The following is a 25,333-nucleotide window of genomic DNA, read 5'->3' as shown; positions in this document are numbered from 1 at the left end:
CCGGGCAGCATGTGGAACTGAACGATAGCTTGGGAATCGACCGGTGTCGTGTGGCGGCGCCGGCGAACGGGCGGTGTCGCCACACCCGGCGGCGCCTCCCTCCAGGGTCGGACCGACCCGGGCTCTCGCTGCCCACCAGCCGCTCCGGTGACCCCGGACCGCTGCCGGGCGCTCAGCACGACCGCCCGATGAGGGCTGCCGTCCGCCGGTGGCCCGCGCCCCTGGAAGGACCACCATGCCGAGCAAGCCGAAGCCGCAGACCACCGACGAGGCCCGCGAGCAGATGCGCCGCGCGCTGCAGACGTCCATGGACACCCGGCAGTGACCAAGGTCGACCGGCGGTGACGCTGTAGGCGTCGACGTACGCCACAGCGTCACCGCCCGCCCGGCCCCGCAGCGCTGGGCTAGAGTGCGGGCATGAGGCCGTTCCAGGGCGTCCTGCCGCCGCCGCGCTCCTGACCGGAGCGCCACACCACCGGCCGCGTCCCCGTGTGGGGGACGTCGCCGGTCATCCACCTGACCCGTGAGACCTCGGGACCGGGCGCAGCCGCCCGGCTTCCGTTCGTCGTGCGTGCGCTCCGACAGACGTCGACCCCGCCGTGATTCGACCCTGCCCTGGAGCGCACCTATGTCTCGAACGTCCCTTTCTTCGTCCGCCCTGTCCGCGTCCGTCCTGCGTGCCCGCCGCGCGCCGGCCGGCGTACGCCGAGGGCTGCTGTACGTCACCGGCGCCGCCGTGCTGTGGGGCACCACCGGCGTCGCCGTGCAGTTCGTCCGCGAGTCCACCACGCTCACCCCGACGGGCATCGGCTTCTACCGTCTCACCATCGGCGCGCTGGTGCTGGTCGCCCTGCTGGCGCACCGGCTGGGGCCGGTGCTCGCGGCGCTGCGGGCGGAACCGGTGACCCTCGTCGGGGTCGGCGTCGGGCTCGGGGGCTACCAGGCGCTGTACTTCCTCGCCGTCGCGTCGGGCGGCGTCGGGGTGGCCACCGTGGTCAGCCTGGGGCTCGCCCCCGTGCTCATCTTCGGCTGGGAGTCGCTGCGCGCGCGGCGGCTGCCCGGCCGGACCATGCTGGGCGCCCTGGTGGCCGGCGTCATCGGCCTCGTGCTGATCACGGTGTCGGTCGGGCAACCGGGCGCGACCGCGCCGCGCCCGCTGCTCGGGCTGCTCGCGGCGTTCGGCTCGGGGGTGGGCTACGCCGCCAGCACCGTGCTGAGCCGGCACGCCGCGCAGCGCGTCGCGCCGATGGCGCTCACCACGGTGTCGGCGGCGGTCGGCGCCGTGGCGCTGGCCCCGATCGCGCTGGCCGAGGGGATCGGCGTCCCGGCCCGGCTCGCGCCCGTCGGCCTGCTGCTCCACCTCGGTGTGGTCACCACGGCGGTGGCGTACGCCCTGTTCTACGCCGGGCTGCGCAGCGTCACCGGCAGCGCCGCCGCGCTGGCCACCCTGGCGGAGCCGCTCACCGCCGTGCTGTTGGCGGGCTGGCTCGTCGGCGAGTCGCTGCCCGCGCCGGTGATCGTCGGAGGGGTGCTCCTGCTCGGTGCCGTGGCCGTCGTCCACCTGCGCTCAACGGCCGGATAGCCGGCCCGCGCGGCCGTATCGTCGGTAAGTGATCGGCTGCATTGCGATCCTTACGTGTCCGTGCCAGGATCGGCGGCGATGAGCACTCCCGCCGTTGCCGACCCCCGGGCCGTCGCGCCCCGCCGGATCGCCGCGCTGGCCCTTCCGGCGCTGGTGGTGCTGGCCGCCGAACCGATCTACGTGCTCGTGGACACGGCGGTGGTGGGGCACCTCGGCCGGGTGCCGCTGGCCGCCCTCGCCGTCGGCGGGACGGTGCTCACGCTCATCGCCTGGCTCGGCACGGTCGTCGCGTACGGCACCACGGGGCGCTCCGCCCGGCGGTTCGGCGCGGGCGACCGGGCGGCCGCCGTCGCCGAGGGCGTGCAGGCGTCCTGGCTCGCCCTCGGGGTGGGGGTGCTGGTCGCGCTCGGCATGCAGATCGGCGGCGGGGCGTTGGCGCGTACCCTCGCCGGCGGCCCCGGCGAGGTGGCCGACGCCGCCGCACAGTGGCTGCGGGTCGCGGCGCTCGGCGCGCCCGGCCTGCTGCTCGCCGCCGCCGGCAACGGCTGGCTGCGCGGCGTGCAGGACATGCGCCGCCCGCTGCTGTTCGTGCTCGGCCCTAACCTGCTCTCCGCCGTGCTCTGCCCACTGCTGGTCTATCCGGCCGGGCTCGGACTGGTCGGCTCCGCCGTGGCCAACGTGATCGCCCAGAGCATCGGCGGGGCGCTCTTCGCCGGGGCGCTGGTCGCCGAACGGATCTCGCTGCGCCCCCGCCCGAGGCTGATCGGGCAGCAGTTGGCGCTCAGCCGGGACCTGCTGATCCGGGGCGTCGCGTTCCAGGCCAGCTTCCTCTCCGCCACCGCCGTCGCCGCCCGCTTCGGGGCCGCCGCCGTGGGCGCGCACCAGATCGCCCTGCAACTGTGGTTCTTCACCGCCCTGGTGCTCGACGCGCTCGCCATCGCCGCCCAGTCCCTGGTCGGCGCCGCCCTCGGAGCCGGCGACGCGGACGCCGCCCGGGACCTCGCGCGCCGGATCGGGCTGCTCGGCGGCGTCTGCGGCGTGGCGTTCGCCGTGCTCATCGCCGCCGGCGCCGGCGTGGTGCCCGGTTTCTTCAGCTCCGATCCGCAGGTACGCGCCCAGGCCATGCTCGCCTGGCCGTGGTTCGTGGCGATGCTGCCGCTGGCCGGCGTCGTGTTCGCCCTCGACGGCGTGCTGATCGGCGCCGGGGACGTCCGCTACCTGCGCAACCTCACCGTCGTGGCGGCGCTCGGCGGCTTCCTGCCCGCCATCTGGCTGGCGTACGGGCTCGGCCTCGGCCTCGGCGGCATCTGGGCGGGGCTCACGCTCTTCGTGGTGCTCCGGCTGGTCGCCCTGCTGTGGCGCCTGCGCTCCGGCGGCTGGGCCGTGGTCGGCGCGGTCCGCTGAGCCTCAGCACCGCCTGGTGACCGGTCGGGGCGCATCCAGGTCGAAGATAGCACCCGGGTCGCCGCCCGGCGGACGCTCGCCATGCTGCTCGGGCATCCACCGGATCACGTCGAGCCAGCCGTCGGCGTGCTTGGCGCAGTCGACGTTCCAGGTGATCATCTTCGCGGAGTCCAGCCAGAGCCCCCGCGACGAGGCGACGACGTCGGCCGCGTACGGCACGTGCCACACCACCCGATCACGGATCACCGCCACCCCCGCGCCCGCCGGAGCGCGGCGCACCACGTCGAACGGGTACGCCCAGACGAACTCCGTGGTCACCTCCAGCAGCCGGATGCCGTTCGCCTCGGTGGCCCGGTAGCTGATCCGCCCCCGGGCCCGCGCGTCGTCCACCGGCTGGACCTGGGACCCGGTGCGGGTGGCGAAGGTCAGCAGGCGGCCCTCGTTGAGCCACGGCTGCACCTGTGCGCGGGCGTCCGGAGCGAGCAGGGCGAGGAACTTCCCGGTGTCCCCGACCATCATCCTCAGCTCCAGCCGGCTCTCGACCAGGGCCCTGCCGACCAGGTCCAGCGCGGCACGTACCTGGGCGGCGCTGAACGGTCCGGCAGCCGTGGCCGGCGGCAGCACGATCGACTCCTTCCCGACGGGGAAGGACGCAGCCGGAGTACCGGCGAAGTGGTCTCGGGGCGTGCCGACGGCGCTGATCGGCTCGGGCGTCGCGCTCGCGCTCGGTGCGACGGTCGCCGTCCGGCGCCAGTCGGCCACCCGCACGACCATCCACCCGGCCGCGACGACCATCACCAGCGCGAGAGCGAACGCGAGACCGACCGTCAGCGGGCCGTTGTGCCGGGCGAGGAAGAAGCGCACCCGGTCCAACCCGGTCGGCTGGTGTTCCTGCCCCATCGACCGCATCCAGTCGGGCAGCCGCACCGGCTCCGCCTCGGCGACCACGACCTCCCGTCGCCCCTCGGCCGCACTGCCGGTTGGTGGCCGGTCGGCGACCGGAGTCGCGTCGATGGTGGGTTGCTCGGTCGGCGTCGCGTCGGCGCTGGGTTGTTCGGCCGGCGTCGCGTCGGCGGCGGGTTGTCCGGCCGGCGTCACCTCGGCGGTGGGTTGCTCGGGCGTCCGCGCCTGGTCGGTGGTCCCGGGAGTGTCGGCGTACGGGTCGGTGTGCATCGTCTCCGCCTCAGAGCGTGTCGCGCAGGGTCAGGTAGAGCCAGTAGAAGAACCAGGCGGCCAGGGCGAACGTCGCCGTCACGGTGACGATGAACACGGCCACCGTGACCACCGGGCGGGATTCGGTCACCCTCCTGCGGTCCCGCCACCGCCACAGCGAACGCCGGGCCCCACGAAGCACGGGCAACCGCTCGACCAGGTCGGCGACGTGGCGGCCGAGGGTCCGTCGCGGTGGTGTCGGGTTGCGCATCCAGTCCGGGAGGTCGACCCGGGCGTGGTGCTCGTGGGCAGGTCGTGTGTCGGGTGCCATGGGTGCTCCGGTCCGGCTCAGCAGGTGTCTGTGATGTCCAGGGAACGATCGGGGTCGAACACCGCGTCCGGGTCCTCCGTGGCGACCGGAAGGCCGTAGCTCGGGGTGCCCAGAGCCAGCAGACCCTTGTCGAACGACGCGCAGTCCATGTTGGAGGCGTACGACTCCGACTCCATGAGCCAGAGCCCGACGCCTGAACTCGCGACGTCGTCGGGGTGCGGCACGTGCCAGACGACGGTGTCGTGGACGACCACCACACCGGCGCCCGGAGTGGGGTCGAGGGTGTGGAACGCGTACGCCCAGACGAAGTTGGTGGTGATCTCCAGCACCCGGATGCCCTCATTGTCCCGGGTCGCCCGGTAGGTGACCCGGCCCTTGACCCGGGGCTGGTCAGCGGTCAGCCGGGCACCCGGAGCCAGTCGGGTCGCGTACGTGGCGAAGGAGGTGTCGCGGAAGTCGGCCCGGATCTCCGACCGGGACGCGGGAGCGAACATCCGTACGAACCGGTCGAACTCGCCGCCGGCCAGGAACTTCCGGTCCAGCCGGGCGAGCCGCAGCGCCGCGCGGACGTCCGCGAGGGCCGCCGCCACCTCGGTGGCGCTGAACACACCCGCGCGTCGGGCGGGCGGCAGCGTGATCCCGGCCGCCCCCTCGGCGAAGGTCGCCGCCGGGGTACCCGCGAAGGTGTCGGCAGCCGATGTGGGCTTCGTGCCGCTCGTCGCGGGCTTCGTGTCGGTCGTCGCGGAGACGCCCGACGGCGGGCTGATCGTCGGGTAGCCGCGCGGCGTCTCCCCGGCCCGCCGCCACAGGTCGAACCACCCCGCGCCGAGCAGGAGGACGAGGACCAGTCCGCCCCCGACCACGGCGGTGACCGCCTGGGTGTGGTTCTCCCAGAACAGGCGGAGCCGTTCCAGGGCGCCGACCGGATGCTCCTCGGCCGGCTGGCGCAGCCACTCCGGGACCTGTCCCGACTCGTCGTGGGAGGCCAGGGGAGCCGACCGGCTCGGCGGGGACGGCTCGTCCGCCGGCGGGGGTGTGGTCATCGGCATGTCCTTGGGGAACGGTCCATCGAGGGCGCATGATCTTCGCACCCGGTCGTCCGGGACGTGATCCCGTACGCCACCGCCGCCGCGATCCCGCCTGAGTGGCTGACGGCACATCGGCCGACCATCGGAGGCGGCTCCCACCGCCGCGCGGGCGGGAGGCAACGCCGGCGGGGCCTCCGGACGTACGGCGGCGGTGGGGCGTCCGACCCGGTCTGGCAGGCTTGGGTGTCGTGAGCACAGACGGTCTGATCGTGGTCGACAAGCCCGGCGGCATGACGTCGCACGACGTCGTGGCGCGCATCCGCCGGTTGGCGCGGACCCGCCGGGTGGGCCACGGCGGCACCCTCGACCCGATGGCGACCGGCGTCCTGGTGATCGGGGTCGGGCGGGCCACCCGCCTGCTCACCTACGTGATCGGCGCGCACAAGAGCTACACCGCCACCGTCCGGCTCGGCCAGGCCACCGTCACCGACGACGCCGAGGGCGACGTGATCGCCACCACGCCGGCCGGTCAGGTCACCGACGAGGCGATCCGGGCCGCGCTGGCCGCGCTGACCGGGGAGATCGACCAGGTGCCGAGTGCGGTCAGCGCCATCAAGATCGACGGGCAGCGGGCGTACAAGCGGGTGCGTGAGGGGGAGAGCGTCGAACTGCCCGCCCGCCGGGTCACCGTGTCCCGGCTGGAGCTGCTGGCGGTACGCCGCGACATGCCGGACGTCGTCGACGTGGACATCGACGTGACCTGTTCCTCCGGGACGTACATCCGGGCGATCGCCCGGGACGCGGGCCTGGCGCTCGGGGTCGGCGGCCACCTGACGGCGCTGCGCCGTACCGCCGTGGGGAACTTCGCCCTCGCGGAGGCCGCCACCCTCGACGAGCTGGAGCAGCGCGCCCCCGAGGTGGTGAACCTGCCGCTGGCCGCGGCGGCCGACCGGTTCTTCCCGCGCCGCGACGCCGGCGCCGACGAGGCGAAGGTGCTCTCCCACGGCGGGCCGCTCGACCCGGCGGGGATTCCCGGCCCCTACGCGGTCTTCGGCCCCGACGGCGGGCTGATCGCTATCGTCAGCGAGCGGGACGGCCGGGCCCGCGCGGAGATCGTGCTCGCCCCCGCCTGACGGGGCGAAGGAGCGGGGGCCGGCGCGGGCCGCCCGCAGAGGCAGGGGAGGAGCGGCATGCAGCGGTGGCGGGGGTACGACGCGGCGCCCGGTGGCTGGGGGCGGTCGGTCGTCACCATCGGCGTCTTCGACGGCGTGCACAAGGGACACCAGGCGACCATCGGGCACGCCGTGTCCCGGGCCCGCGAGCTGGGCGTGCAGTCGGTGGTGGTCACCTTCGACCCGCATCCGGCGGAGGTGGTGCGCCCCGGCTCGCACCCGGCGGTGCTCACCGAGACCGCCCGCAAGGCCGAGCTGATCGAGGCGCTCGGCGTGGACGTGCTCTGCGTGGTGCCGTTCACCCCGGAGTTCTCCCGGCTGCCCGCCGAGGCGTTCGTGCATGACATCCTGGTCGAGCACCTGCACGCCGCACTGGTCGTGGTGGGCGACAACTTCCGCTTCGGGCACAAGGCCGCCGGCGACGTGGCGCTGCTGGAGCGGCTCGGCCGCACCTTCGGCTTCGGCGTGGAGGGGGCCCCGCTGGTCGCCGAGGCGGGCACGGTCTACTCCTCCACGTACATCCGTTCCTGCGTCGACGCCGGTGACGTGACGGCCGCCGCCGCCGCGCTCGGCCGGCCGCACCGCGTCGAGGGCGTGGTGGTCCGCGGCGACCAGCGCGGGCGCGAGCTGGGCTTCCCCACCGCCAACCTGCTCTGCCACCGGTACGCGGCGATCCCCGCCGACGGCGTCTACGCCGCCCGACTCGTGCGCCGGGGCCACACCGAGACCATGGCGGCGGCGGTGTCGGTCGGCACCAACCCGACGTTCTCCGGCCGGGAGCGGCGGGTGGAGGCGTACGTGCTCGACTTCACCGGCGACCTCTACGGCGAGCGGCTGGCGCTGGACTTCGTGGCGCACCTGCGCGGGCAGATCCGCTACGACGCGGTCGAGCCGCTGATCGCCCAGATGAACCAGGACGTCGAGCGCACCCGGCGCGTGCTCGGCTGACCCGCGTCGCGGCCCTTGACAGGCCGGCACCCGGCCGGGCTGGTAGTCTGGCCCCGACGTCGGCTGACCGACGTGGGGCCTCGCGTGCCTGCACGACGCCGCGGGTGCGAGGTACCGGTCCGTTTCCGGTCCACTGACCGATCCGACGGACATCATCGAACAACCCACGAAACAGGGAGAACATGGCGCTCGACCAGGAAGCCAAGGCCAAGATCCGCGCGGAGTACGCGACCGCCGAGGGCGACACCGGTTCGCCGGAGGTGCAGGTCGCGGTCCTCACCAAGCGGATCGCCGAGCTGACCGAGCACCTGAAGGTGCACAAGCACGACCACCACAGCCGCCGTGGGCTGCTGCTGCTGGTCGGCCGTCGCCGTCGGCTGCTCAACTACGTCCAGAAGAAGGACATCAACCGCTACCGGTCGCTCATCGAGCGGCTCGGTCTGCGCCGGTGACGTGACGGGGGAGTGGCCCGACCGGGCCGCTCCCCCGCCGTGTGACCACACGAAAACCGGGCCGCGCGACCACCCGAGAAGGGGAGCCGGTCAGCGTACCGGTCTCCGGTAGTGGCCCCCGGGCACCCCGGCCTTCGCCGGCCACCCGGGCGCTTCGATCGAAGACCGGCCGTCTGAGCAGCTTCCCGCGTCGTGGGCCCCCGATGCGAAGGAGCACGACAGCACCATGACCGAGACCAACCTCGGCACCGAATCCCGCACCGCCGTGATCGACAACGGGTCCTTCGGCACCCGTGAGATCACCTTCTCCACCGGCCGGCTGGCCCGTCAGGCCGCCGGCTCCGTCGTCGCCCAGCTCGGCGAGACGGTCGTCCTCTCCGCCACCACCGCCGGCAAGCAGCCGAAGGAGCAGTTCGACTTCTTCCCGCTGACCGTCGACGTCGAGGAGCGGATGTACGCCGCGGGCCGCATCCCCGGCTCGTTCTTCCGCCGCGAGGGGCGCCCCAGCGAGGACGCGATCCTCACCTGCCGGCTGATCGACCGGCCGCTGCGCCCGTCGTTCGTCAAGGGCCTGCGCAACGAGGTCCAGGTCGTCGAGACCATCCTCGCGCTCGACCCGCAGCACCCCTACGACGTCGTGGCGATCAACGCCGCCTCGATGTCGACCAAGCTCTCCGGCCTGCCGTTCTCCGGCCCGATCGGAGCCACCCGGGTCGCGCACGTCGACGGCCAGTGGGTCGCCTTCCCGACCCTGGAGGAGCTGGCCCGGGCCACCTTCGACATGGTCGTGGCCGGCCGCTCGCTGCCGGACGGCGACGTCGCGATCATGATGGTCGAGGCCGAGGCGACGCCGAACGCCGTGACCCTGATCGCGGGCGGCGCGACCGCGCCGACCGAGGAGATCGTGGCCAGCGGCCTGGAGGCCGCGAAGCCGGCGATCCGCGAGCTGTGCCGCGCGCAGGCCGAGCTGGCCGAGGTGGCCGCCAAGCCCGTCGCCGAGTTCCCGGTCTTCCTGGACTACCAGGACGACGTCTACGAGGCGGTCGCCGACCTGGCCCGTGCCGAGGTCGCCGAGGCGCTCCAGATCGCCGGCAAGGCCGACCGCGAGGAGGCCCTCGACCGGATCAAGGCCAAGGTCGCCGAGGAGCTCGGCGGTCGCTTCGAGGGCCGCGAGAAGGAGCTCGGCGCCGCCTTCCGGTCGCTCACCAAGTCCGAGGTGCGCAACCGGGTGCTGCGCGAGCAGGTCCGCATCGACGGCCGTGGGCCGCGCGACATCCGCCCGCTGACCGCCGAGGTCGGCGTGCTGCCCCGGGTGCACGGTTCGGCGCTGTTCGAGCGTGGCGAGACCCAGATCCTGGGCGTCACCACGCTGAACATGCTGCGCATGGAGCAGATGGTGGACACCCTGTCCCCGGAGAACCGCAAGCGCTACATGCACAACTACAACTTCCCGCCCTACTCGACCGGTGAGACCGGCCGGGTCGGCTCGCCGAAGCGGCGCGAGATCGGCCACGGCGCGCTCGCCGAGCGGGCGCTGATCCCGGTGCTGCCGTCGCGCGAGGAGTTCCCCTACGCCATCCGGCAGGTCTCCGAGGCGCTCGGCTCCAACGGCTCCACCTCGATGGGCTCGGTCTGCGCGTCGACGCTGGGCCTGCTCTCGGCCGGTGTGCCGCTGAAGGCGCCGGTGGCGGGCATCGCCATGGGGCTCATCTCCGACGAGGTGGACGGCAAGACCCGGTACGTGACGCTGACCGACATCCTCGGGGCCGAGGACGCGTTCGGCGACATGGACTTCAAGGTCGCCGGCACGCCGGAGTTCGTCACCGCGCTCCAGCTCGACACCAAGCTCAACGGCATCCCGTCGGACGTGCTGGCCTCCGCGCTGCAGCAGGCGTACGAGGCCCGGCAGACCATCCTCGGCGTGATGCAGGCGGCGATCGAGGGCCCGGCCGAGATGTCGGAGCACGCCCCGCGCGTCACCACCGTCAAGATCCCGGTCGACAAGATCGGCATGGTGATCGGCCCGAAGGGGCAGACCATCAACGCGATCCAGGACGAGACCGGCGCCGAGATCTCCATCGAGGACGACGGCACGATCTACGTCGGCGCCACCAACGGCCCGGCGGCCCAGGCGGCGGTGGATCGGATCAACGGGATCGCCAACCCGACGCTGCCGAAGGTCGGGGAGCGGTTCCTCGGCACGGTGGTCAAGACAGCCGCGTTCGGCGCGTTCATCTCCCTGCTGCCGGGCCGCGACGGCCTGCTGCACATCTCCAAGGTGGGCGACGGCAAGCGGGTCGAGAAGGTCGAGGACTTCCTCAACGTCGGCGACCGGGTCGAGGTCGAGATCGCGGACATCGACGCCCGCGGCAAGATCTACCTGGACAAGGTCCGCCCGGAGGGCGCCGAGGCGCCGGCTGCCGAGGCCGCCGGTGAGGAGCGTCCGGCCGGCCGGGACCGGGGCGACCGGGGACCGCGCGACCGTGGCGACCGTGAGCGTGGCGGCGACCGGGGCGGTCGTGGCCCGGGTGGCGGCGAGAGCGGCGGCGAGGGTGGCGAGGGCGGCGAGCGTCCGCGCCGCCGTACCCGGCGCAGCTGACCCACCGCACCAGCGCATCACCCACCCCTCGTCGATCTGGGAGCAACACGTGAGTCGGGCCGTCAGCGCGCCGTTTCCGCCGGATCGACGGGGGGTGGCGTCCGTCCCGGCCCCCGCCGGGGCCAGCCACCGGAGCACCGGGGCGGCCCGCTCCGGCGGCGCCTCCCGCGCGGTGACCCGCACCATCAGCGACGACCCGCTGGGCGGCACGGTACGCCGTACCGTGCTGCCCAGCGGGCTGCGCGTGCTCACCGAGGCGATCCCGGCCATGCGCAGCGTCTCGTTCGGCGTCTGGGTGGCGGTCGGTTCCCGCGACGAGACCGGCCCGCAGGCGGGCGCGGCGCACTTCCTGGAGCACCTGCTCTTCAAGGGCACCAACAAGCGCAGCGCGCTCGACATCTCCGCCGAGATCGAGGCGGTGGGCGGCGAGACCAACGCCTTCACCACCAAGGAATACACCTGCTACTACGCCCGCGTGCTGGACGAGGACCTGCCGCTGGCCATCGACGTCATGTGCGACGCGGTCGCCGACTCGCTGCTGGAAGCAGCCGACGTGGAGACCGAGCGGGGCGTGATCCTCGAAGAGATCGCCATGCACGACGACGAGCCCGGCGACGAGGTGCACGACCTCTTCGCCCGCGCCGCCTACGGCGACCACCCGCTGGGCCGGCTGATCTCCGGCACCGAGGAGACCGTCACCCCGATGACCCGGCGGCAGATCCAGGGCTTCTACCGCCGCCACTACACGCCGCCGCGGATCGTCGTCGCCGCCGCGGGCAACCTCGACCACGCCACGGTGGTCAAGCTGGTGCGCCAGGCGCTGCGCGGCACTCCGCTGGACACCGACCCGGCGGCGCCCGCGGCGCACCGGTCGGCCACCCCGGCCGTACGCACGAAGCCCGCCACCACCCTGGTGGAGCCGAAGGAGACCGAGCAGGCGCACGTCATCCTCGGCTGCCCCGGCATCGACCGGCTCGACGAGCGCCGCTTCGCCCTCGGCGTGCTGAACAACATCCTCGGCGGCGGCATGTCGAGCCGGTTGTTCCAGGAGATCCGCGAGCGGCGCGGCCTCGCCTACTCGGTCTACTCCTACGCCAGCCAGTACGCCGACAGCGGCCTCTTCGCCGTCTACGCCGGCTGCGCCCCCGGCAAGGTCGACGAGGTGCTGGAGCTGACCCGGGCGGAGCTGGCCCGGGTGGCCGCCGACGGCCTGACCGAGGCCGAGGTGGCCCGGGGCAAGGGGATGAGCAAGGGCTCCTTCGTGCTGGGCCTGGAGGACACGGGCTCGCGGATGAGCCGGCTGGCCAAGGGCGAGCTGCTCTACGGTCACCTGATGCCGGTCGACGAGCTGCTCGGCCGGGTCGACGCGGTCACCGTGGCCGACGTCAACACCCTGGCCGCCGAGCTGCTGAGCCGGCCGATGTCGCTGGCGGTGGTCGGCCCGTTCGACGCGGGGGACTTCGCGGCGAACTGAGCCGTCCCGTGGCCCTGCCCGGTCACGCTCCGCCGGGGTACGCGCGTTGCGGACGCTCAGCGCCACACAGACGACCAGTGCGCGTGGCGGTGCCCGTCACGGTCCGCCGGGGTGCGCCCGTCCCGATTGGGATAGGTTGTGCCCCGTGACTGACGAGCAGGAGAAGAGCCCGGACGAGCTGATCCGGGTCGGTGTGCTGGGCGCCCGGGGACGGATGGGCATCGAGGTGTGCCGGGCCGTGGACGCCGCCGCCGACATGGAGCTGGTGGCCATGGTCGACCAGGGCGACGGGCTGTTCGCCGCCTCCGACGCCGGGGCAGAGGTGGTCGTCGACTTCACCACCCCGGACGTCGTCATGGACAACCTGCAGTGGTGCGTCGACCAGGGTATCCACGCGGTGGTGGGCACCACCGGCTTCACCGAGCAGCGGTTGGCGCAGGTGCGGGACTGGCTGGCCCACAAGCCCGAGGTGGGCGTGGTGATCGCCCCCAACTTCGGCATCGGCGCCGTGCTCATGATGCAGTTCGCCGCCCGCGCCGCCCGGCACTTCGAGTCGGTCGAGATCGTGGAGCAGCACCACCCCCGCAAGCTGGACGCCCCCAGCGGCACCGCCACGCACACCGCGCGGCTGGTCGCGGCGGCCCGCGCCGAGGCCGGGCTCGGCCCCGTGCCGGACGCCACCTCCGACGAGGTGGCGGGCGCCCGGGGCGCCGACATCGACGGGGTACGCGTGCACGCCGTGCGCGCCACCGGCCTCGTCGCCCACCAGGAGGTGCTCTTCGGCACCGTGGGGGAGACGCTGACCATCCGGCACGACTCGTACGACCGGGTCTCGTTCATGCCTGGCGTGCTGCTGTCCGTCCGCGCGGTCCGCACCCGGCCCGGGTTGACGGTCGGCCTGGACCCCCTGCTCGACTGACGGGCGAAGCTGGCCTGACGGGCGACGCTGGGCGCTGACGGGCGACGCTGGCCTGACGGGCGAAGCTGGGCGCTGACGGGCGACGCTGGGTTGACGGGCGACGGTGGGCTGACGGGCAAACCCGTCGCGGGCACCCGGCCCGCCCCCTAGGCTGCCCGGGTGATCGATTCTGGACTCTCCGACCGCTCCGGGCGCCGGGTCACCCTGCGCCCGGTGGACGACGACAACTGGCGGGCGGTGGCCGACGTGGCCCCGCGCGACGACCAGCGCGCGTGGGTCGCGGCACTGGCCGCCCGCTACCTGCTGCTGACCACGCGTTCGGACGTGTGGACCTCGCTGGCCGTGTACGCGGACGAGACCGTAGCCGGGCACGTCATGTGGGGCGTCGACGACGACGGGTCCCGCTGGATCGGCGGCATGGTGATCGACGCGGCCGAGCAGGACCGGGGGGTCGGCCGGGCGGCCGTACGCACCCTGGCCGGCTGGCTGGGCGGTCAGGACGGCGGCGGCCACCCCGTCCGGCTCTCCTACCATCCCGACAACGTCCAGGCCGCCCGCCTCTACACGAGCCTCGGCTTCGTCCCGACCGGGGCGATGGAGGACGACGAACTGGTCGCCGAACTCCTCGCGCCCACCCCGGCCCCGTCCCGCTCCTGAGCGGCCTGCCCCGCCCTGCTCCGGAGCCTGCCCGGTCCCGTTGCTGAGCTGGCCCCGCCCGCTCCCGTCTCCGGATCAGCCTTCCTCGATCACCGACAGGATGTTGCCGGCCGGGTCGGTGAACCAGGCGATGGTCGGGCCGTTGTCGCGCATGACACCCCGCTCGTCCTGGGGCAGACCGGGATACTGCGCGAACCGGACCCCGCGCGCGGTCAACTCGTCGACGGCCCGGTCGACGTCCTCGACGGGGAAGTTGAGGACCGTGTAGGCCGCCCGGGTGTGATCCGCCTTCGGGTAGACCATGACGTCCCGGCCGCCGGCGAGGTGCAGCGTCAGCAGGCCGCCCATGGCGTCGTCCCGCGACACCCGCAGACCGAGCGTGTCCGTGTAGAACCGCTCGGCCTGCCCGGTGTCGTCCACCGAGAAACTGCTCCACGCCCTCGTGTCCGCGAACATGCCAGGTGCCTCCCTCTCGTGGGCGCCGCCACAGTGACCATGGGGTCACCGTAGGCGATGCCCCCGACAGTGGCCGGCGTGTCGCCCGGACCGCGAGGCGGTGCGTCAGTCCCCGGGCGTCGCGGGCGACGACCCACCCGGCGGCAGGTCGGGCAACGTCGCCTCGGCGGGCGTCGCGTCCGCCGGATCCGGGTCCCCGGGCACCGCCACGTGCAGGCGTACCTGCGGGACGAGCATGTCCTCCACGTCCAGCGCGCGGGCCGCGCCGTCGGGCTCCCAGCCGGTGCTGGTGAGGAACTTCCGGGTCGCCGCGTCGCCGTCGAAGGCCCAGGCCAGCGCGCGGGTGAACCCGTCGGCACGCCACAGGTCGACGGTCGCGGCGAGCAGCCGGCTGCCGTGGCCGCGCCGGCCCCAGCGCGGCTCCACCAGCAGGTCCGTCACCGCGGCGACGTCCGGCCCGAGGGCCTCCGCCGGCTCGCCCGGCGCGAGCGCCTCGGCATCGGCCGGACCGGAGGCGGCAAACCCCACCAGATAGGATTGCTCGGCCTGTTCGACGGCGACCAGCACCCGATGGGCGCCGGAGGGCGGCTCCTGCACGGCCGCACTCCACCGCCGGGCGAGCCACGCCTCGTCCAGGTTGTCGAGCACATGCCGGGGCAGGATCCGGCGATAGGCGACCCGCCAGGTCGCGAGTTGGATGCGTGCGATCTCGCCGGCGTCTTCCGGACGCGCCGGGCGGACGTACCCGAGAGCCATGGGACGGAAGCCTACGCAGGGCGAGGGAGGCGATGGTGTCGCAGGGTGCCAGAAAGACGATCGGGCAGGTCGTCGGAGTCGTCGGGCTAGCCGCCGCGGTTGCCCTCTTCCTCTCCGTGGCCGCCGTCCGGCACGGCTTCTTCGACCTCAAGGTCTACTACGGCGCGCTGACCTGGTGGGTGCACGACGGCGGGGAGATCTACGACTTCCTGAAGCCCGGCACCCAGTACGGCTTCACCTACCCACCCTTCGCCGCCCTGGTCATGCTGCCGATGGCGTACCTGCCGTGGTCGGCGGCGATCGCGGTCAGCGTGGCCGCCAGCGTGGTCGTCACCGCCGTGTTGTTCTGGTGGCTGGTGGACCCCATCTCCCGCCGGTCGGGCTGGACCCGCTGGTTCGCCCTCGCCGTGGCGCTCTGCCTGGCCGCCGCGTACGAGCCGATGCGCGAGACCGTCAACTTCGGCCAGGTCAACATGCTGCTGCTCTTCCTGGTCGCGGTCGACCTGCTCCGGCTGCTGCCGGGCGGCAACCGCTGGGCGGGCGTCGGCATCGGCCTGGCCACCGCGATCAAGCTGACCCCGGGCATCTTCATCGTCTACCTGTTGGTCACCCGCCGCTGGCGCGCCGCGGTCACCTCGATGGCCGCCGCCGCCGGCGTGACCCTGCTGGCCGCCGCGCTCTTCCCCGACGCCGCACGGGAGTTCTGGACGGAGGCGCTGTGGAACACCGGCCGGGTGGGTGAGTTGGCGTTCGTCTCCAACCAGTCGCTGCGCGGCGTGGTCGCCCGGCTGAACCCGGAACACCCGAGCACCCTGGCCTGGCTGGCGCTGGTGCTCGCCACGCTGGCGCTGTGGGCCTGGCGGTCCCGCGCCGCGGTGGCCGCCGGCGACGAGGCGACCGGCCTGGCGCTCACCGGAGCGGTGATGTGCCTGGTCAGCCCGGTCACCTGGGTGCACCACCTGGTCTGGCTGCTGCCCGCGCTGATCCTGCTGGTGGACAACGGGATGAACGCCCCGGCCGGCAGCCGCCGGCGCCGTCTCCTGCTGGGTGCGGCGATCGTCGGGTACGGCTTCCTGATCAGCCGGATCGTCTGGGCCTGGGAGAAGGACTTCACCGGGCTCGACGGCTTCCTCGGCAGCAACACCTACGTCTGGATCAGCCTGGCCCTGCTGGCGTTCCTGCCCATCCGTCGCTGGGGCGACGACAGCCGGCCCATCCGTCGCGGGGGCGACGACAGCCGGCCCAGCCGTCGCGGGCGCGACGCCGGCGGGATCAGCCGTCGTTCAGCGACGTCGGCCGGGTTAGCCGTCGAGGCGTCCGGCGTACCGCAGCTCGACGAGCCCGACCGGCGGGCGCCCGCCGGCCAGGGGCACCGCGTAGGTCGACCGCTCACCGTCCGGTGAGAGCCCGGCCCGCTCGTAGAACCGGCGGGCCCGGTGGTTGGCCTCCAGCACCCAGAGCCGGCAGTCGGACCAGCCCCGCGCGACCAGCCCGCGCCGAGCGGCGGCCAGCAGCGCGAGCGCCGTGCCGTCGCCCCAGCAGGCCGGCTCGACGTACATCGCCACCACCTCGCCGTGCGCGGCGTCGAGGTCGCCCCGGTCCTGGTTGTTGCGGTACGGGCCGAACGTGGTGAAACCGGCCAGCGTCCCGTCGACCTCGGCGAGCAGCGTGGTGAAGGGGTGCTCCGGGTCGGCCGTGCCGAGGTCCCGGCGGCGCTGCGCCCAGGCCGTGACGTTGAGCCGCCGCAGCACCTCCTCGGGCATGATGCCGGCGTAGCCGGCCTGCCAGCCGTGGATGTGCACCCGGGCGACCGCCTCGGCGTCGTCGGGCTCCTCGCGCCGGATTGTGAGCATGGGTCCGTTCTATGCCTCGACGGGCGACCGGTCCAGCGTCCGCACCGGTGTCGTACCCCTGGATTAGGGTGCCGACGATGGCCGCACCGGAATCGCTCTCGCTCGCCCAGGCACGTCGGGTGGCGCTCGCCGCCCAGGGCTTCGCCGACCCCGCGCCCACTGGCGTGCCCACCCGCCGGCACCTGCGCCGGGTGCTCGACCGGGTCGGGCTGATCCAGATGGATTCGGTCAACGTGCTGCAACGGGCGCACTACCTGCCGCTCTACAGCCGCCTCGGGCCCTATCCGACCACGCTGCTCGACACCGCCGCCTACCGCCGTCCCCGCGAGCTGTTCGAATACTGGGGCCACGAGGCGTCGCTGGTGCCCGTCGGGCTGCACCCGGCGCTGCGCTGGCGGATGGCCCGGGCCCGCTCGGAGGCCTGGGGCGGGATGCGGCGCATCGCCCAGGAGCAGCCCGGCCTGGTCGCCTGGGTGCGCGACGAGGTGGCCGCCCGGGGTCCCCTGACGGCCGCCGAGATCGAGCACGACGCGCCCCGGGAGACCGGCAACTGGGGTTGGAACTGGTCGGCCGTGAAGCGGGCGCTGGAGTTCCTGTTCTGGGCGGGGGAGGTCACCGCCGCCGAGCGCACCACGTCGTTCGCCCGCCGCTACGACCTGCCCGAGCGGGTGTTGCCGGCCGCGGTGCTCGACGCGCCCACGCCGACCGACGCGGAGGCCCACCGTGCGCTGGTGGGCATCGCCGCACGGTCGCTCGGAGTGGCCGCCGAGCCGGAGCTGCGCGACTACTTCCGGCTGCCGGTGGCCGGCGCCCGGCAGGCCATCGCCGAACTGGTCGAGGCGGGCGAGCTGCTGCCGGTCGCGGTGCAGGGCTGGCAGCGGCCCGCCTGGCTGCACGCCGGGGCGCGGCTGCCCCGCTGGGTGCGCGGCAACACGTTGGTCAGCCCGTTCGACCCGTTGGTCTGGGAGCGGGCCCGCACCGAGCGGCTCTTCGACTTCAGCTACCGCATCGAGATCTACGTGCCGGCGCCGCAGCGGGTCTACGGCTACTACGTGCTGCCCTTCCTCCAGGGGGAGCGCTTCACCGCCCGGGTCGACCTGAAGGCCGACCGCAGGGCGGGCGTGCTGCTGGTGCCGGCGGCCTGGGGCGAGCCGGGCGTCGACCGGGGCGAGACCGCGCTGGCGCTCGCCGCCGAGCTGCACCGACTCGCCGGCTGGCTGGGGCTGGACGCGGTCGCCCCGCCCACCGCCGGCGACCTGGCTGTCCCGCTGGCCGCCGCGTTGGGGGGCGTGGCCGGTGTACGGTGAGCGACGTGACGAGCGTTGACGGACCGGCCTCCCCGCCGCATCCGCAGACGGCCGGGCTCGACGCCCCGCCGCCGGCTGACCCGGCCGCACCGGCCGGCGGATGGCCCACGGACCAGGCGCAGCCCCACGCGGGGCCGCTCCACCCGGGGCCGCCCCAGCCAGGTTCGTCGCACCCGGGTTCGCCGCACCCGGGGGCGCCCTATCCGGGGGCGGCCTACCCGACGGTGCCCTATCCCGTGGCGGAGCCGGACCGGCTCACCCGGTTCGTCGTCCGTCTCTACGAGCGCTCGCCGCGCTGGGCCGTGCCGCTCGCCGCGCTCGGCTGCGTCGCCGCCGGCATCGGCTACGCCCTGATCAGCGACCCCACCCGCTCGGCGCCGGACGCCGCGCCCACCTGCCTGCTCAAGCTCACCACGGGGCTGGACTGCCCGGGCTGTGGCGGCACCCGCGCGCTCTGGTACGTCCTGCACGCCGACCTGCCGGCCGCCGCCCGGCACCACTTCCTCTTCGTCTTCGCGCTGCCCTTCCTGGCCTACCTCTTCGTCGCCTGGGCCGGGAAGCAGGCGTTCGGCTGGCGCCTGCCCGAGCTGCGGATCAGTTCCCGGGTGATCGGCGTCTTCCTGGCCGCCTGGCTGGCCTTCACGATCCTGCGCAACCTGCCCTGGGCCCCCTTCACCACCCTCTACGTCTGACCGGCCGGGGGAAGTGGCGGAAGAACTGGGCTGGTGCGGAACGCCCACCGACGGCGTTTCGCGGCTCACTTCCCTCCACGGCTGACCTCTGTACCCCCGGCGGCGCGTCCCGGCCCACCCGGCCGCGTCGCCTGGGGCTAGGGGCGGCCGGGCTGCGGGCCGGGCGGGTGTCACGTCGGGCGGGGATGTACGGGCTTCCTGGCTCTCGTACCGACCGAGCCGGTCGTCCCGCCCGGGCCAAGGGCTCGGGCCTGACGCGAAGCTGGGCGCTCCGTGGTGATCGTCGACACAGGGACCGACGCGGAGTGGTGCAAGCGTCCTGTCGAGCTGAATCGTTTGCGACATCACGCTCCCGAAGCCCTTTCGCCTCGACGCTCACACGCACGGGCGGTGCCCGGTGAGCCGGCGGATACGGGAACCCGTTCTGAGGTCCGAAACGGTGGCGGCCGGCAGGCCGAGGCCGTCGCCGCTCGCTGATGTCGCAGACGATTCAGTTCGACAGCGTGCACAAGCCGGTGTGTTCGGCCCGGTCCCCGCCTCCAGCAGCCCTCGCCCTCGAACCGGGTTTCCAGCCCTCGACCTCCGGCTCCCGCTCCCCGGGTCCCCGGCGCGAGGTCCGACGGCTCTCGTGTTGCTGCTGGCCACATCCGAAGCCGGGTCACGACTGCCTGTGCGGTGAGCGGAACGAGGCCGCCCCGCGCCGGCCGGCGTCGTTTCGGTGACCGACGTTGCACCGGGCGAGCCTGGCTTGGGCGGGCCGGGTCCACGGCACTACAGTCCGAGGAATGCCGGAGATGGTGCAGCCCCAGGTCAAGCTCGTCGCGTGGACGCACTTCGAGGCCCCCGACGACGTGCCGTGGTCGACCGACGCCGAAGGCGGCCAGGCGCTGGCGGAGTTCGCCGGGCGGGCCTGCTACCAGAGCTGGAAGAAGCCGAACCCCGCCACCGCCACCAACGCGGGTTACCTCGCCCACATTCTCGAGGTCGGCCACCTGAGTGTGCTGGAGCACGGCTCGGTCAGCTTCTACTTCAGCGGGGTGTCCCGGTCCTTCACCCACGAGCTGATCCGGCACCGGCACTTCTCGTACTCCCAGCTCTCCCAGCGGTACGTGCCGGAGCGCGACGCCGCCATGGTCGAGCCCGCCGTGATCGCCGACGACCCGGAGCTGCACAAGAAGTTCGTGGAGGCCGCCGAGGCGAGCGTGCGCGCGTACAACGAGCTGTTGGAGGGGCTGGAGCGGCGCTTCGCCGACGTGGAGAACGCCACGCTGCGGCGCAAGCAGGCCCGCCAGGCGGCCCGCGCGGTGCTGCCCAACGCCACCGAGACCCGCATCGTGGTCACCGGCAACTACCGGGCCTGGCGGCACTTCATCGCCATGCGCGCGACGGAGCACGCCGACGTGGAGATCCGTGAGCTGGCGGTGGAGTGCCTGCGGCAGCTCCAGGGCGTCGCCCCGAACGTCTTCGCCGATTTCGTCATCTCGACGCTGCCCGACGGCACCGAGGTGGCCGCCAGCCCGCACGGCGAGTGAGTCCTGAACCCTTCCCCCGTGGGGCGCCGGTGCTCGTCCGCTAGGTTGGTGGCATGACGCACGACCACCCTGACACGCCCGCGCGGGCGGTGTCCCGCCCCTTCGGGCGAGTGCTCACGGCCATGGTGACCCCGTTCACCGCCGACGGCTCCCTCGACCTCGACGGCGCCGCGCAGCTCGCCAGCTACCTGGTCGACGAGCAGGCCAACGACGCGCTGGTGGTCAACGGCACCACCGGCGAGTCGCCGACCACCACCGAGGCGGAGAAGGAACAGCTGATCCGGGCCGTGGTGGAGGCCGTCGGCGACCGCGCCAAGGTCGTGGCCGGGGTCGGCACCAACGACACCCGGCACACCATCGAGCTCTCCGTGGCCGCCGAGAAGGCGGGCGCGCACGGCCTGCTCGTGGTCACCCCCTACTACAACAAGCCGCCGCAGAGCGGCCTGCTGCGGCACTTCACCGCCGTCGCGGACGCCACCGGCCTGCCGGTGATGCTCTACGACATCCCGCACCGGGCGGGCGTGCCGATCGACACCGAGACCATGGTGCGCCTGGCCGAACACGGCCGGATCGTCGCGGTGAAGGACGCCAAGGGCGACCTGACCGCCACGAGCTGGGTCACCAGCCGGACGAACCTCGCCGTCTACAGCGGCGAGGACTCGCTGACCCTGCCCTCGCTGGCCGTGGGGGGCGTCGGCGTGGTCGGCACCTCGACCCACTTCACGGGCGTGCTCACCAAGCAGCTGATCGAGGCGTACGACGCGGGGGACACCGCCACCGCGCTGAACCTGCACCGGCGGCTGCTGCCGCTGTTCACCGGCATCTTCCGTACCCAGGGCGTGATCCTGGTGAAGGCGGGCCTGGCGGCGCTCGGGAAGCCCGCCGGGCCGGTGCGTTCGCCGCTGGTCGACGCGACCGACGGCGAGATCGCCCAGCTCCGCGCCGACAGCGCGGCGGCGGGCGTGGAACTGCCCGAATGACCGAACGACACGACGGACGCCGAGTGACGGCGTCGCAGAATGAGGTGGACGCGTGACCGAGGCGCACATCGAGACGGAACTGCCCCCAGCGCTGCCGGAGGGTGGGCTGCGGATCATCCCGCTCGGCGGGCTCGGCGCCATCGGTCGCAACATGACCGTCTTCGAGTACGACGGCAAGCTGCTGGTGGTCGACTGCGGGGTGCTCTTCCCCGACGTGGAGCAGCCCGGGGTCGACCTGATCCTGCCCGACTTCGGTCCGATCCTGGACCGGCTCGACGACGTCCAGGCGATCGTGCTGACCCACGGCCACGAGGACCACATCGGCGCGGTGCCGTACCTGCTGGCGCACAAGCCCGACATCCCGCTGGTCGGCTCCCAGTTCACCCTCGCCCTGGTCGAGGCGAAGCTCGCCGAGCGGCGGATCCAGCCCTACACGCTGACCGTGCGGGAGGGCGGCCGGGAGCGGCTCGGCCCGTTCGAGTGCGAGTTCTTCGCCGTCAACCACTCGATCCCCGACGCGCTCGCGGTGGCCATCCGCACCCCCGCCGGCCTGGTGCTGCACACCGGCGACTTCAAGATGGACCAGCTCCCGCTGGACGGGCGGATCACCGACCTGGCGGGGTTCGCCCGGCTCGGCGCCGAGGGCGTGGACCTGCTGCTCTCGGACTCCACCAACGCGGAGATCCCCGGCTTCGTCACGCCGGAGCGCGAGATCGGGCCGGTGCTCGACTCGATCTTCGCGAAGGCCAAGGGCCGGATCATCGTCGCGTCGTTCGCGTCGCACGTGCACCGGGTGCAGCAGGTCTTCGACTCCGCCGCCGAGCACGGCCGCAAGGTCGCCCTGATCGGCCGGTCCATGGTCCGCAACATGGGCATCGCCCGCGACCTGGGGCTGCTCAACATCCCGTCCGGCCTGGTCGTCGGGCTGGACGAGGCGACGAACATGCCGCCCGAGCAGATCGTGCTGATGTCCACCGGCTCGCAGGGCGAGCCGATGAGCGCCCTGGGCCGGATGGCCAGCGGCGACCACCGGCACATCACCATCGCCCCCGGCGACACGGTGGTGCTCGCCTCGTCGCTGGTGCCCGGCAACGAGACCTCGGTCTACCGGGTGATCAACCGGCTGGCCCGGGCCGGCGCCGTGGTGGTGCACAAGGACGTGGCCAAGGTGCACGTCTCCGGTCACGCCCCCGCCGGCGAGCTGCTCTACCTGCTCAACGTGGTCCGTCCCAGCAACCTGATGCCGGTGCACGGCGAGTGGCGGCACCTGCGCGCGCACGCCCGGCTCGGCATCGAGTCCGGCGTCGCCCCCGACCGGGTGGTGCTCTGCGAGGACGGCGACGTCGTCGACCTCGTCGAGGGCCGCGCCAGCCTCGTCGGGCACGTCAAGAGCCGCTACGTCTACGTCGACGGCCTCGCCGTCGGCGACGTCAGCGAGTCGCTGCTCACCGAGCGCCGGATCCTCGGCGACGGCGGGTTCATCGCCACCACCGTGGTGGTCGACTCGGTGACCGGCAAGGTGGTGGCCGGCCCGACCCTGTCGGCGAAGGGCTTCTCCGAGGACCCGGAGGCGTTCGCCCCGGTGATCCCGCTGGTCACCGAGGCCCTGAACCGGGCCGCCTCCGACGGCATCACCGACCCGCACCAGCTCCAGCAGATCGTGCGGCGCACCGTGGGACGGTGGGTGAACGACGCGTACCGGCGCCGACCCATGATCGTCCCGACCGTCGTCGAGGTCTGACCCGCACCCGCCGCGACGCCCGCCCGCACCCCCGTGTGCCGGCGGGCGTCGTCGTCGGACGGGCCGTCCGGGTCAGGGCAGGGCGGCCACCGCGTCGGCGTACGCGACGGCGGTCTGCACGGCCGCGTCGAGCAGGACGGTGAGCTGGGCGGGGGCCACCCCGTGCGCCAGGTCGGTGGCGACCTGGCCGGCCAGCAGCAGCTCGCCCTCGCCCTCGTGCACGTACGCCTTCGGCAGCAGCCGGTCGTGGTTCCAGGCGTTGCAGAAGGCGTACGCCTCGACCAGCCGGTCCGTCGGCAGTCGGCGGCTCGCCACGGAGCGGGCCTGGAGGATCTCGCCCCGCTCGCCGGCCTGCCGGAACTGGATCAGCGCCTCGCCCCACCGGCCCGTGACGGCGCCCCGGTCGTCCACGGCGTACCGGTCCCCGCGCCGGTCCAGCACGGCGGTGATCATCGCGAGGCTCAGCGGGCGGGGCTCCGTGTCCGGCGGGTCCTCCCCGGGCGGGTCGTCGACGTCGTCGGAGCCGTCGTCAGGCGGCAGGGGCACCGGGGCGGCGGTCGGCCGCTCGGCCAGCCAGGACGCGATGCGGCCGGACTGGTGGCCGGTGCCGTTGCGGGCGTCGAAGCTGCCGGCGAGCGCGGTGGCCACCCCCAGCAGGGTCGCGCCCAGCGTGGCCACGTCGAGGTCGGCGGCCGGGCGCACCCCGTACGCCGGGCGGTGCACCGTCCGCCCGCCGAGCCCCGCCTCGACGGCGAGGGCGCAGACCAGCGCCCCGGCGGCGGCGAACTCCATCGCGGACAAGTCGTCGTGCGGCTGGTCCAGCCGGGGCAGTTGCTCGGCGAGGACGTCGAGACCCCGGGCGGGGTGCCCGGCCAGCGCGCACCACCGCAGGTGCGCGGCGAGCAACGGGAAGGCGGCCCGCTCCCGCCGGTGCCGCCGGTACGCCCGCACGTGCGCCTCGGCCGCCCGCTCCGGTGCCCCGGCCCGCAGCCAGGACAGCATCCCGGCGGCCAGCGTCCGCTCCGGCTGCTCGGTGCAGCCGCCGGCACCGTCCGAGGTGCCCCCCAGGACGGCCAGCGCGGCCGGGTGGTCGCCCCAGCCGGCGAGCAGCTCGGCCCGTCGGGCCGCCGCGCAGTCCGGGCAGCCGCCGACCGGTCCCGGGTCGGCCGTGGACCAGTGCTCGTACCACCGCCGGGCGGTGGGCTCGTCGCCGAGGTGCTCGGCGATGCGGCAGCGCAGCTCGGCGATCGCGGCCGGGTCGTCGGCGGCGTACGCGGCGAGGTCGTCCAGCATGGAGCGGGCCTGGTCCAGCCCGACCCGGGGCGAGCCGAGCAGGGCCTCGACCGCGTACCGCCGGTAGCGCCGCAGCAGCTCGGCCTGGTCCGCCGCGAGCAGGTCGGGGCGGCGCTGCGCGGTGGCGAGGCAGCGGCGCACGGGCTCGACCAGCCGCCACCGCTCCCCGTGCACGAGGTACGCCTCGACCAGCGCGAACCGGGCGGCCAGCGCCGTCTGGTCGTCGCCCGTCGCGTCGGCGTGCGCGGCGATCCGTTCCAGCTCGGTGCTGCGGGCCTCGCCGTCGGGGGTGTCGCGGGCGTCGGCGAGCGCCGCGGCCAGCGCCGGGTCGGGCTGCCGGCCCCCGCGCCGGAGCCCGCTCCACCAGCCGGGCAGCCCGAACGGGTCGAGGCCCCGGCCGGCCAGCTCCCCGCCGCGGCCCGTCACGCCACCACCCCGCCGGGCAGCCGGGCGACCTCGGTGGCGAGCTGGCAGCCGGTGGCGATGCCGCAGTCGAGCAGCTGGTCGAGCTGGTGCGCGGTGACCCCGCGTTCCAGGTCGGTGATGACCTCGCCGCAGACCCGGGCTCGCCCGTCATCCTCGACGTGCACGAACGCCTTCGGCCAGAGCCGGTCGTGGTTCCACGCGTTGCAGAACGCGTGCAGGGCGGGCACGTACTCGATCGGGAACGTCGGCGCGGTCAGCGTGCGGACCTGGAGCAGCTCGCCGGCGGCGCCGGGGCGCAGGAACCAGATCAGGCTGTCGTCCCAGCGGCCGACCAGGTCGCCGTCGGCGTCGGCCCCGACGCGGTACCCCCGGCTGTGCAGCACGGCGGCGATCAGGTCGCCGGTCAGCGGCTCCAGCGCCCCCGGGTGTCCGGTCGGGGGGCCGTGCCGGCCGTCCTCGGTTCCCGGCGACGCCATGGGGGCATCCCTTCTGAGGCAGATATCACGTGACCAGGCGGGGCCCGCGCTGCGACACGCGGACACGACCCGGAAAGGCGGCGATCTGCCGGGTCACGCCATT

At 74.0% G+C, this 25,333-nt stretch carries 23 protein-coding genes; 15 read left to right on the top strand and 8 right to left on the bottom strand.

Going from position 1 to position 25,333, the window contains the following annotated elements:
* The first annotated feature begins 628 nt into the window (after positions 1 to 628).
* Positions 629 to 1,582 carry a DMT family transporter gene (locus ACGFIR_RS11135; RefSeq protein ID WP_393004265.1) on the top strand — a complete coding sequence of 318 codons (954 nt, stop codon included), beginning with the start codon at positions 629 to 631 and terminating at the stop codon, positions 1,580 to 1,582.
* 78 nt (positions 1,583 to 1,660) lie between these two features.
* Positions 1,661 to 2,986 carry an MATE family efflux transporter gene (locus tag ACGFIR_RS11130; protein ID WP_393004263.1) on the top strand — a complete coding sequence of 442 codons (1,326 nt, stop codon included), beginning with the start codon at positions 1,661 to 1,663 and terminating at the stop codon, positions 2,984 to 2,986.
* 3 nt (positions 2,987 to 2,989) lie between these two features.
* Here the strand turns inward: ACGFIR_RS11130 and ACGFIR_RS11125 are convergent, their stop codons facing one another.
* The 3 genes from ACGFIR_RS11125 to ACGFIR_RS11115 are packed head-to-tail and all read right to left on the bottom strand — an operon-like array spanning position 2,990 to position 5,512.
* Complete coding sequence (locus ACGFIR_RS11125) at positions 2,990 to 4,159, bottom strand: hypothetical protein (RefSeq protein ID WP_393144520.1); 1,170 nt, start codon at positions 4,157 to 4,159, stop codon at positions 2,990 to 2,992.
* A 10-nt stretch (positions 4,160 to 4,169) separates the two neighbouring features.
* Complete coding sequence (locus ACGFIR_RS11120; protein WP_393144518.1) at positions 4,170 to 4,469, bottom strand: hypothetical protein; 300 nt, start codon at positions 4,467 to 4,469, stop codon at positions 4,170 to 4,172.
* A gap of 17 nt (positions 4,470 to 4,486) precedes the next feature.
* A complete protein-coding gene (locus ACGFIR_RS11115; protein ID WP_393144516.1) occupies positions 4,487 to 5,512 on the bottom strand; it encodes a hypothetical protein in 1,026 nt (341 codons plus the stop codon).
* A gap of 233 nt (positions 5,513 to 5,745) precedes the next feature.
* Between ACGFIR_RS11115 and truB the strand changes: the two genes are divergently transcribed.
* The 7 genes from truB (at position 5,746) to ACGFIR_RS11080 (ending at position 13,718) form a co-directional block, all read left to right on the top strand.
* Positions 5,746 to 6,630 (top strand): tRNA pseudouridine(55) synthase TruB, encoded by an 885-nt coding sequence (gene truB, locus ACGFIR_RS11110; RefSeq protein WP_393144514.1) that lies wholly within the window; start codon positions 5,746 to 5,748, stop codon positions 6,628 to 6,630.
* A 57-nt stretch (positions 6,631 to 6,687) separates the two neighbouring features.
* On the top strand, positions 6,688 to 7,617 hold the full coding sequence (locus ACGFIR_RS11105) for a bifunctional riboflavin kinase/FAD synthetase (RefSeq protein WP_393004253.1): 930 nt from the start codon (positions 6,688 to 6,690) through the stop codon (positions 7,615 to 7,617).
* Positions 7,618 to 7,799: 182 nt separating this feature from the next.
* On the top strand, positions 7,800 to 8,069 hold the full coding sequence (gene rpsO, locus ACGFIR_RS11100) for a 30S ribosomal protein S15 (protein ID WP_043962418.1): 270 nt from the start codon (positions 7,800 to 7,802) through the stop codon (positions 8,067 to 8,069).
* Between the two features lie 226 nt (positions 8,070 to 8,295).
* Positions 8,296 to 10,668, top strand: coding sequence for a polyribonucleotide nucleotidyltransferase (locus tag ACGFIR_RS11095; protein WP_393004251.1), 2,373 nt, complete (start codon positions 8,296 to 8,298; stop codon positions 10,666 to 10,668).
* A 49-nt stretch (positions 10,669 to 10,717) separates the two neighbouring features.
* Positions 10,718 to 12,142: a M16 family metallopeptidase gene (locus ACGFIR_RS11090; protein WP_393004249.1), complete on the top strand. Its 1,425-nt coding sequence runs from the start codon at positions 10,718 to 10,720 to the stop codon at positions 12,140 to 12,142.
* Positions 12,143 to 12,287: 145 nt separating this feature from the next.
* Complete coding sequence (gene dapB, locus ACGFIR_RS11085) at positions 12,288 to 13,061, top strand: 4-hydroxy-tetrahydrodipicolinate reductase (protein WP_393004247.1); 774 nt, start codon at positions 12,288 to 12,290, stop codon at positions 13,059 to 13,061.
* Between the two features lie 159 nt (positions 13,062 to 13,220).
* Positions 13,221 to 13,718: a GNAT family N-acetyltransferase gene (locus ACGFIR_RS11080; RefSeq protein WP_393004245.1), complete on the top strand. Its 498-nt coding sequence runs from the start codon at positions 13,221 to 13,223 to the stop codon at positions 13,716 to 13,718.
* A gap of 75 nt (positions 13,719 to 13,793) precedes the next feature.
* Here ACGFIR_RS11080 and ACGFIR_RS11075 read toward each other — a convergent pair whose 3' ends face one another.
* Both ACGFIR_RS11075 and ACGFIR_RS11070 read right to left on the bottom strand, forming a co-directional pair.
* Complete coding sequence (locus ACGFIR_RS11075; RefSeq protein WP_393144512.1) at positions 13,794 to 14,174, bottom strand: VOC family protein; 381 nt, start codon at positions 14,172 to 14,174, stop codon at positions 13,794 to 13,796.
* Between the two features lie 105 nt (positions 14,175 to 14,279).
* Positions 14,280 to 14,930, bottom strand: a complete 651-nt coding sequence (locus tag ACGFIR_RS11070; protein WP_393144510.1) for a GNAT family N-acetyltransferase — start codon at positions 14,928 to 14,930, stop codon at positions 14,280 to 14,282.
* Between the two features lie 35 nt (positions 14,931 to 14,965).
* Between ACGFIR_RS11070 and ACGFIR_RS11065 the strand changes: the two genes are divergently transcribed.
* Positions 14,966 to 16,333 (top strand): glycosyltransferase 87 family protein, encoded by a 1,368-nt coding sequence (locus ACGFIR_RS11065; protein WP_393144750.1) that lies wholly within the window; start codon positions 14,966 to 14,968, stop codon positions 16,331 to 16,333.
* Here the strand turns inward: ACGFIR_RS11065 and ACGFIR_RS11060 are convergent.
* Positions 16,232 to 16,783 carry a GNAT family N-acetyltransferase gene (locus ACGFIR_RS11060; RefSeq protein WP_393004237.1) on the bottom strand — a complete coding sequence of 184 codons (552 nt, stop codon included), beginning with the start codon at positions 16,781 to 16,783 and terminating at the stop codon, positions 16,232 to 16,234. The genes ACGFIR_RS11065 and ACGFIR_RS11060 overlap by 102 nt on opposite strands.
* Positions 16,784 to 16,860: 77 nt before the next feature.
* Here ACGFIR_RS11060 and ACGFIR_RS11055 point away from each other — a divergent pair, with 77 nt between their 5' ends.
* From ACGFIR_RS11055 to ACGFIR_RS11035, 5 genes are all read left to right on the top strand, one after another.
* A complete protein-coding gene (locus ACGFIR_RS11055) occupies positions 16,861 to 18,090 on the top strand; it encodes a winged helix-turn-helix domain-containing protein (protein WP_393004235.1) in 1,230 nt (409 codons plus the stop codon).
* Positions 18,087 to 18,782, top strand: a complete 696-nt coding sequence (locus ACGFIR_RS11050; RefSeq protein ID WP_393004233.1) for a DUF2752 domain-containing protein — start codon at positions 18,087 to 18,089, stop codon at positions 18,780 to 18,782. The genes ACGFIR_RS11055 and ACGFIR_RS11050 overlap by 4 nt, the downstream gene beginning before the upstream one ends.
* A gap of 794 nt (positions 18,783 to 19,576) precedes the next feature.
* Positions 19,577 to 20,314, top strand: a complete 738-nt coding sequence (gene thyX, locus ACGFIR_RS11045; protein WP_393004719.1) for an FAD-dependent thymidylate synthase — start codon at positions 19,577 to 19,579, stop codon at positions 20,312 to 20,314.
* A gap of 53 nt (positions 20,315 to 20,367) precedes the next feature.
* Positions 20,368 to 21,294 (top strand): 4-hydroxy-tetrahydrodipicolinate synthase, encoded by a 927-nt coding sequence (gene dapA / locus ACGFIR_RS11040; protein WP_393004231.1) that lies wholly within the window; start codon positions 20,368 to 20,370, stop codon positions 21,292 to 21,294.
* Positions 21,295 to 21,346: 52 nt separating this feature from the next.
* Positions 21,347 to 23,035: a ribonuclease J gene (locus ACGFIR_RS11035; RefSeq protein ID WP_393004229.1), complete on the top strand. Its 1,689-nt coding sequence runs from the start codon at positions 21,347 to 21,349 to the stop codon at positions 23,033 to 23,035.
* Positions 23,036 to 23,107: 72 nt separating this feature from the next.
* Here the strand turns inward: ACGFIR_RS11035 and ACGFIR_RS11030 are convergent, their stop codons facing one another.
* A complete protein-coding gene (locus tag ACGFIR_RS11030) occupies positions 23,108 to 24,754 on the bottom strand; it encodes a YbjN domain-containing protein (RefSeq protein WP_393144508.1) in 1,647 nt (548 codons plus the stop codon).
* Positions 24,751 to 25,230, bottom strand: a complete 480-nt coding sequence (locus ACGFIR_RS11025; protein ID WP_393004225.1) for a YbjN domain-containing protein — start codon at positions 25,228 to 25,230, stop codon at positions 24,751 to 24,753. The genes ACGFIR_RS11030 and ACGFIR_RS11025 overlap by 4 nt, the downstream gene beginning before the upstream one ends.
* Positions 25,231 to 25,333: the final 103 nt, after the last annotated feature.

It is taken from the genome of Micromonospora sp. NPDC049051 (genome assembly GCF_043197575.1).
Taxonomy (GTDB): Bacteria; Actinomycetota; Actinomycetes; order Mycobacteriales; family Micromonosporaceae; genus Micromonospora.
This window is presented reverse-complemented; position numbering and strand designations above follow the sequence as displayed.

What these genes read in the sequence shown, in the direction of transcription:
- ACGFIR_RS11135 (WP_393004265.1), top strand. Translation starts at nt 629, where the DNA reads ATGTCTCGAACGTCCCTTTCTTCGTCCGCCCTGTCCGCGTCCGTCCTG.
- ACGFIR_RS11130 (WP_393004263.1), top strand. Translation starts at nt 1,661, where the DNA reads ATGAGCACTCCCGCCGTTGCCGACCCCCGGGCCGTCGCGCCCCGCCGG.
- ACGFIR_RS11125 (WP_393144520.1), bottom strand. Translation starts at nt 4,159, where the DNA reads ATGCACACCGACCCGTACGCCGACACTCCCGGGACCACCGACCAGGCG.
- ACGFIR_RS11120 (WP_393144518.1), bottom strand. Translation starts at nt 4,469, where the DNA reads ATGGCACCCGACACACGACCTGCCCACGAGCACCACGCCCGGGTCGAC.
- ACGFIR_RS11115 (WP_393144516.1), bottom strand. Translation starts at nt 5,512, where the DNA reads ATGACCACACCCCCGCCGGCGGACGAGCCGTCCCCGCCGAGCCGGTCG.
- ACGFIR_RS11105 (WP_393004253.1), top strand. Translation starts at nt 6,688, where the DNA reads ATGCAGCGGTGGCGGGGGTACGACGCGGCGCCCGGTGGCTGGGGGCGG.
- rpsO (WP_043962418.1), top strand. Translation starts at nt 7,800, where the DNA reads ATGGCGCTCGACCAGGAAGCCAAGGCCAAGATCCGCGCGGAGTACGCG.
- ACGFIR_RS11095 (WP_393004251.1), top strand. Translation starts at nt 8,296, where the DNA reads ATGACCGAGACCAACCTCGGCACCGAATCCCGCACCGCCGTGATCGAC.
- ACGFIR_RS11075 (WP_393144512.1), bottom strand. Translation starts at nt 14,174, where the DNA reads ATGTTCGCGGACACGAGGGCGTGGAGCAGTTTCTCGGTGGACGACACC.
- ACGFIR_RS11070 (WP_393144510.1), bottom strand. Translation starts at nt 14,930, where the DNA reads ATGGCTCTCGGGTACGTCCGCCCGGCGCGTCCGGAAGACGCCGGCGAG.
- ACGFIR_RS11060 (WP_393004237.1), bottom strand. Translation starts at nt 16,783, where the DNA reads ATGCTCACAATCCGGCGCGAGGAGCCCGACGACGCCGAGGCGGTCGCC.
- ACGFIR_RS11055 (WP_393004235.1), top strand. Translation starts at nt 16,861, where the DNA reads ATGGCCGCACCGGAATCGCTCTCGCTCGCCCAGGCACGTCGGGTGGCG.
- thyX (WP_393004719.1), top strand. Translation starts at nt 19,577, where the DNA reads ATGGTGCAGCCCCAGGTCAAGCTCGTCGCGTGGACGCACTTCGAGGCC.
- dapA (WP_393004231.1), top strand. Translation starts at nt 20,368, where the DNA reads ATGACGCACGACCACCCTGACACGCCCGCGCGGGCGGTGTCCCGCCCC.
- ACGFIR_RS11025 (WP_393004225.1), bottom strand. Translation starts at nt 25,230, where the DNA reads ATGGCGTCGCCGGGAACCGAGGACGGCCGGCACGGCCCCCCGACCGGA.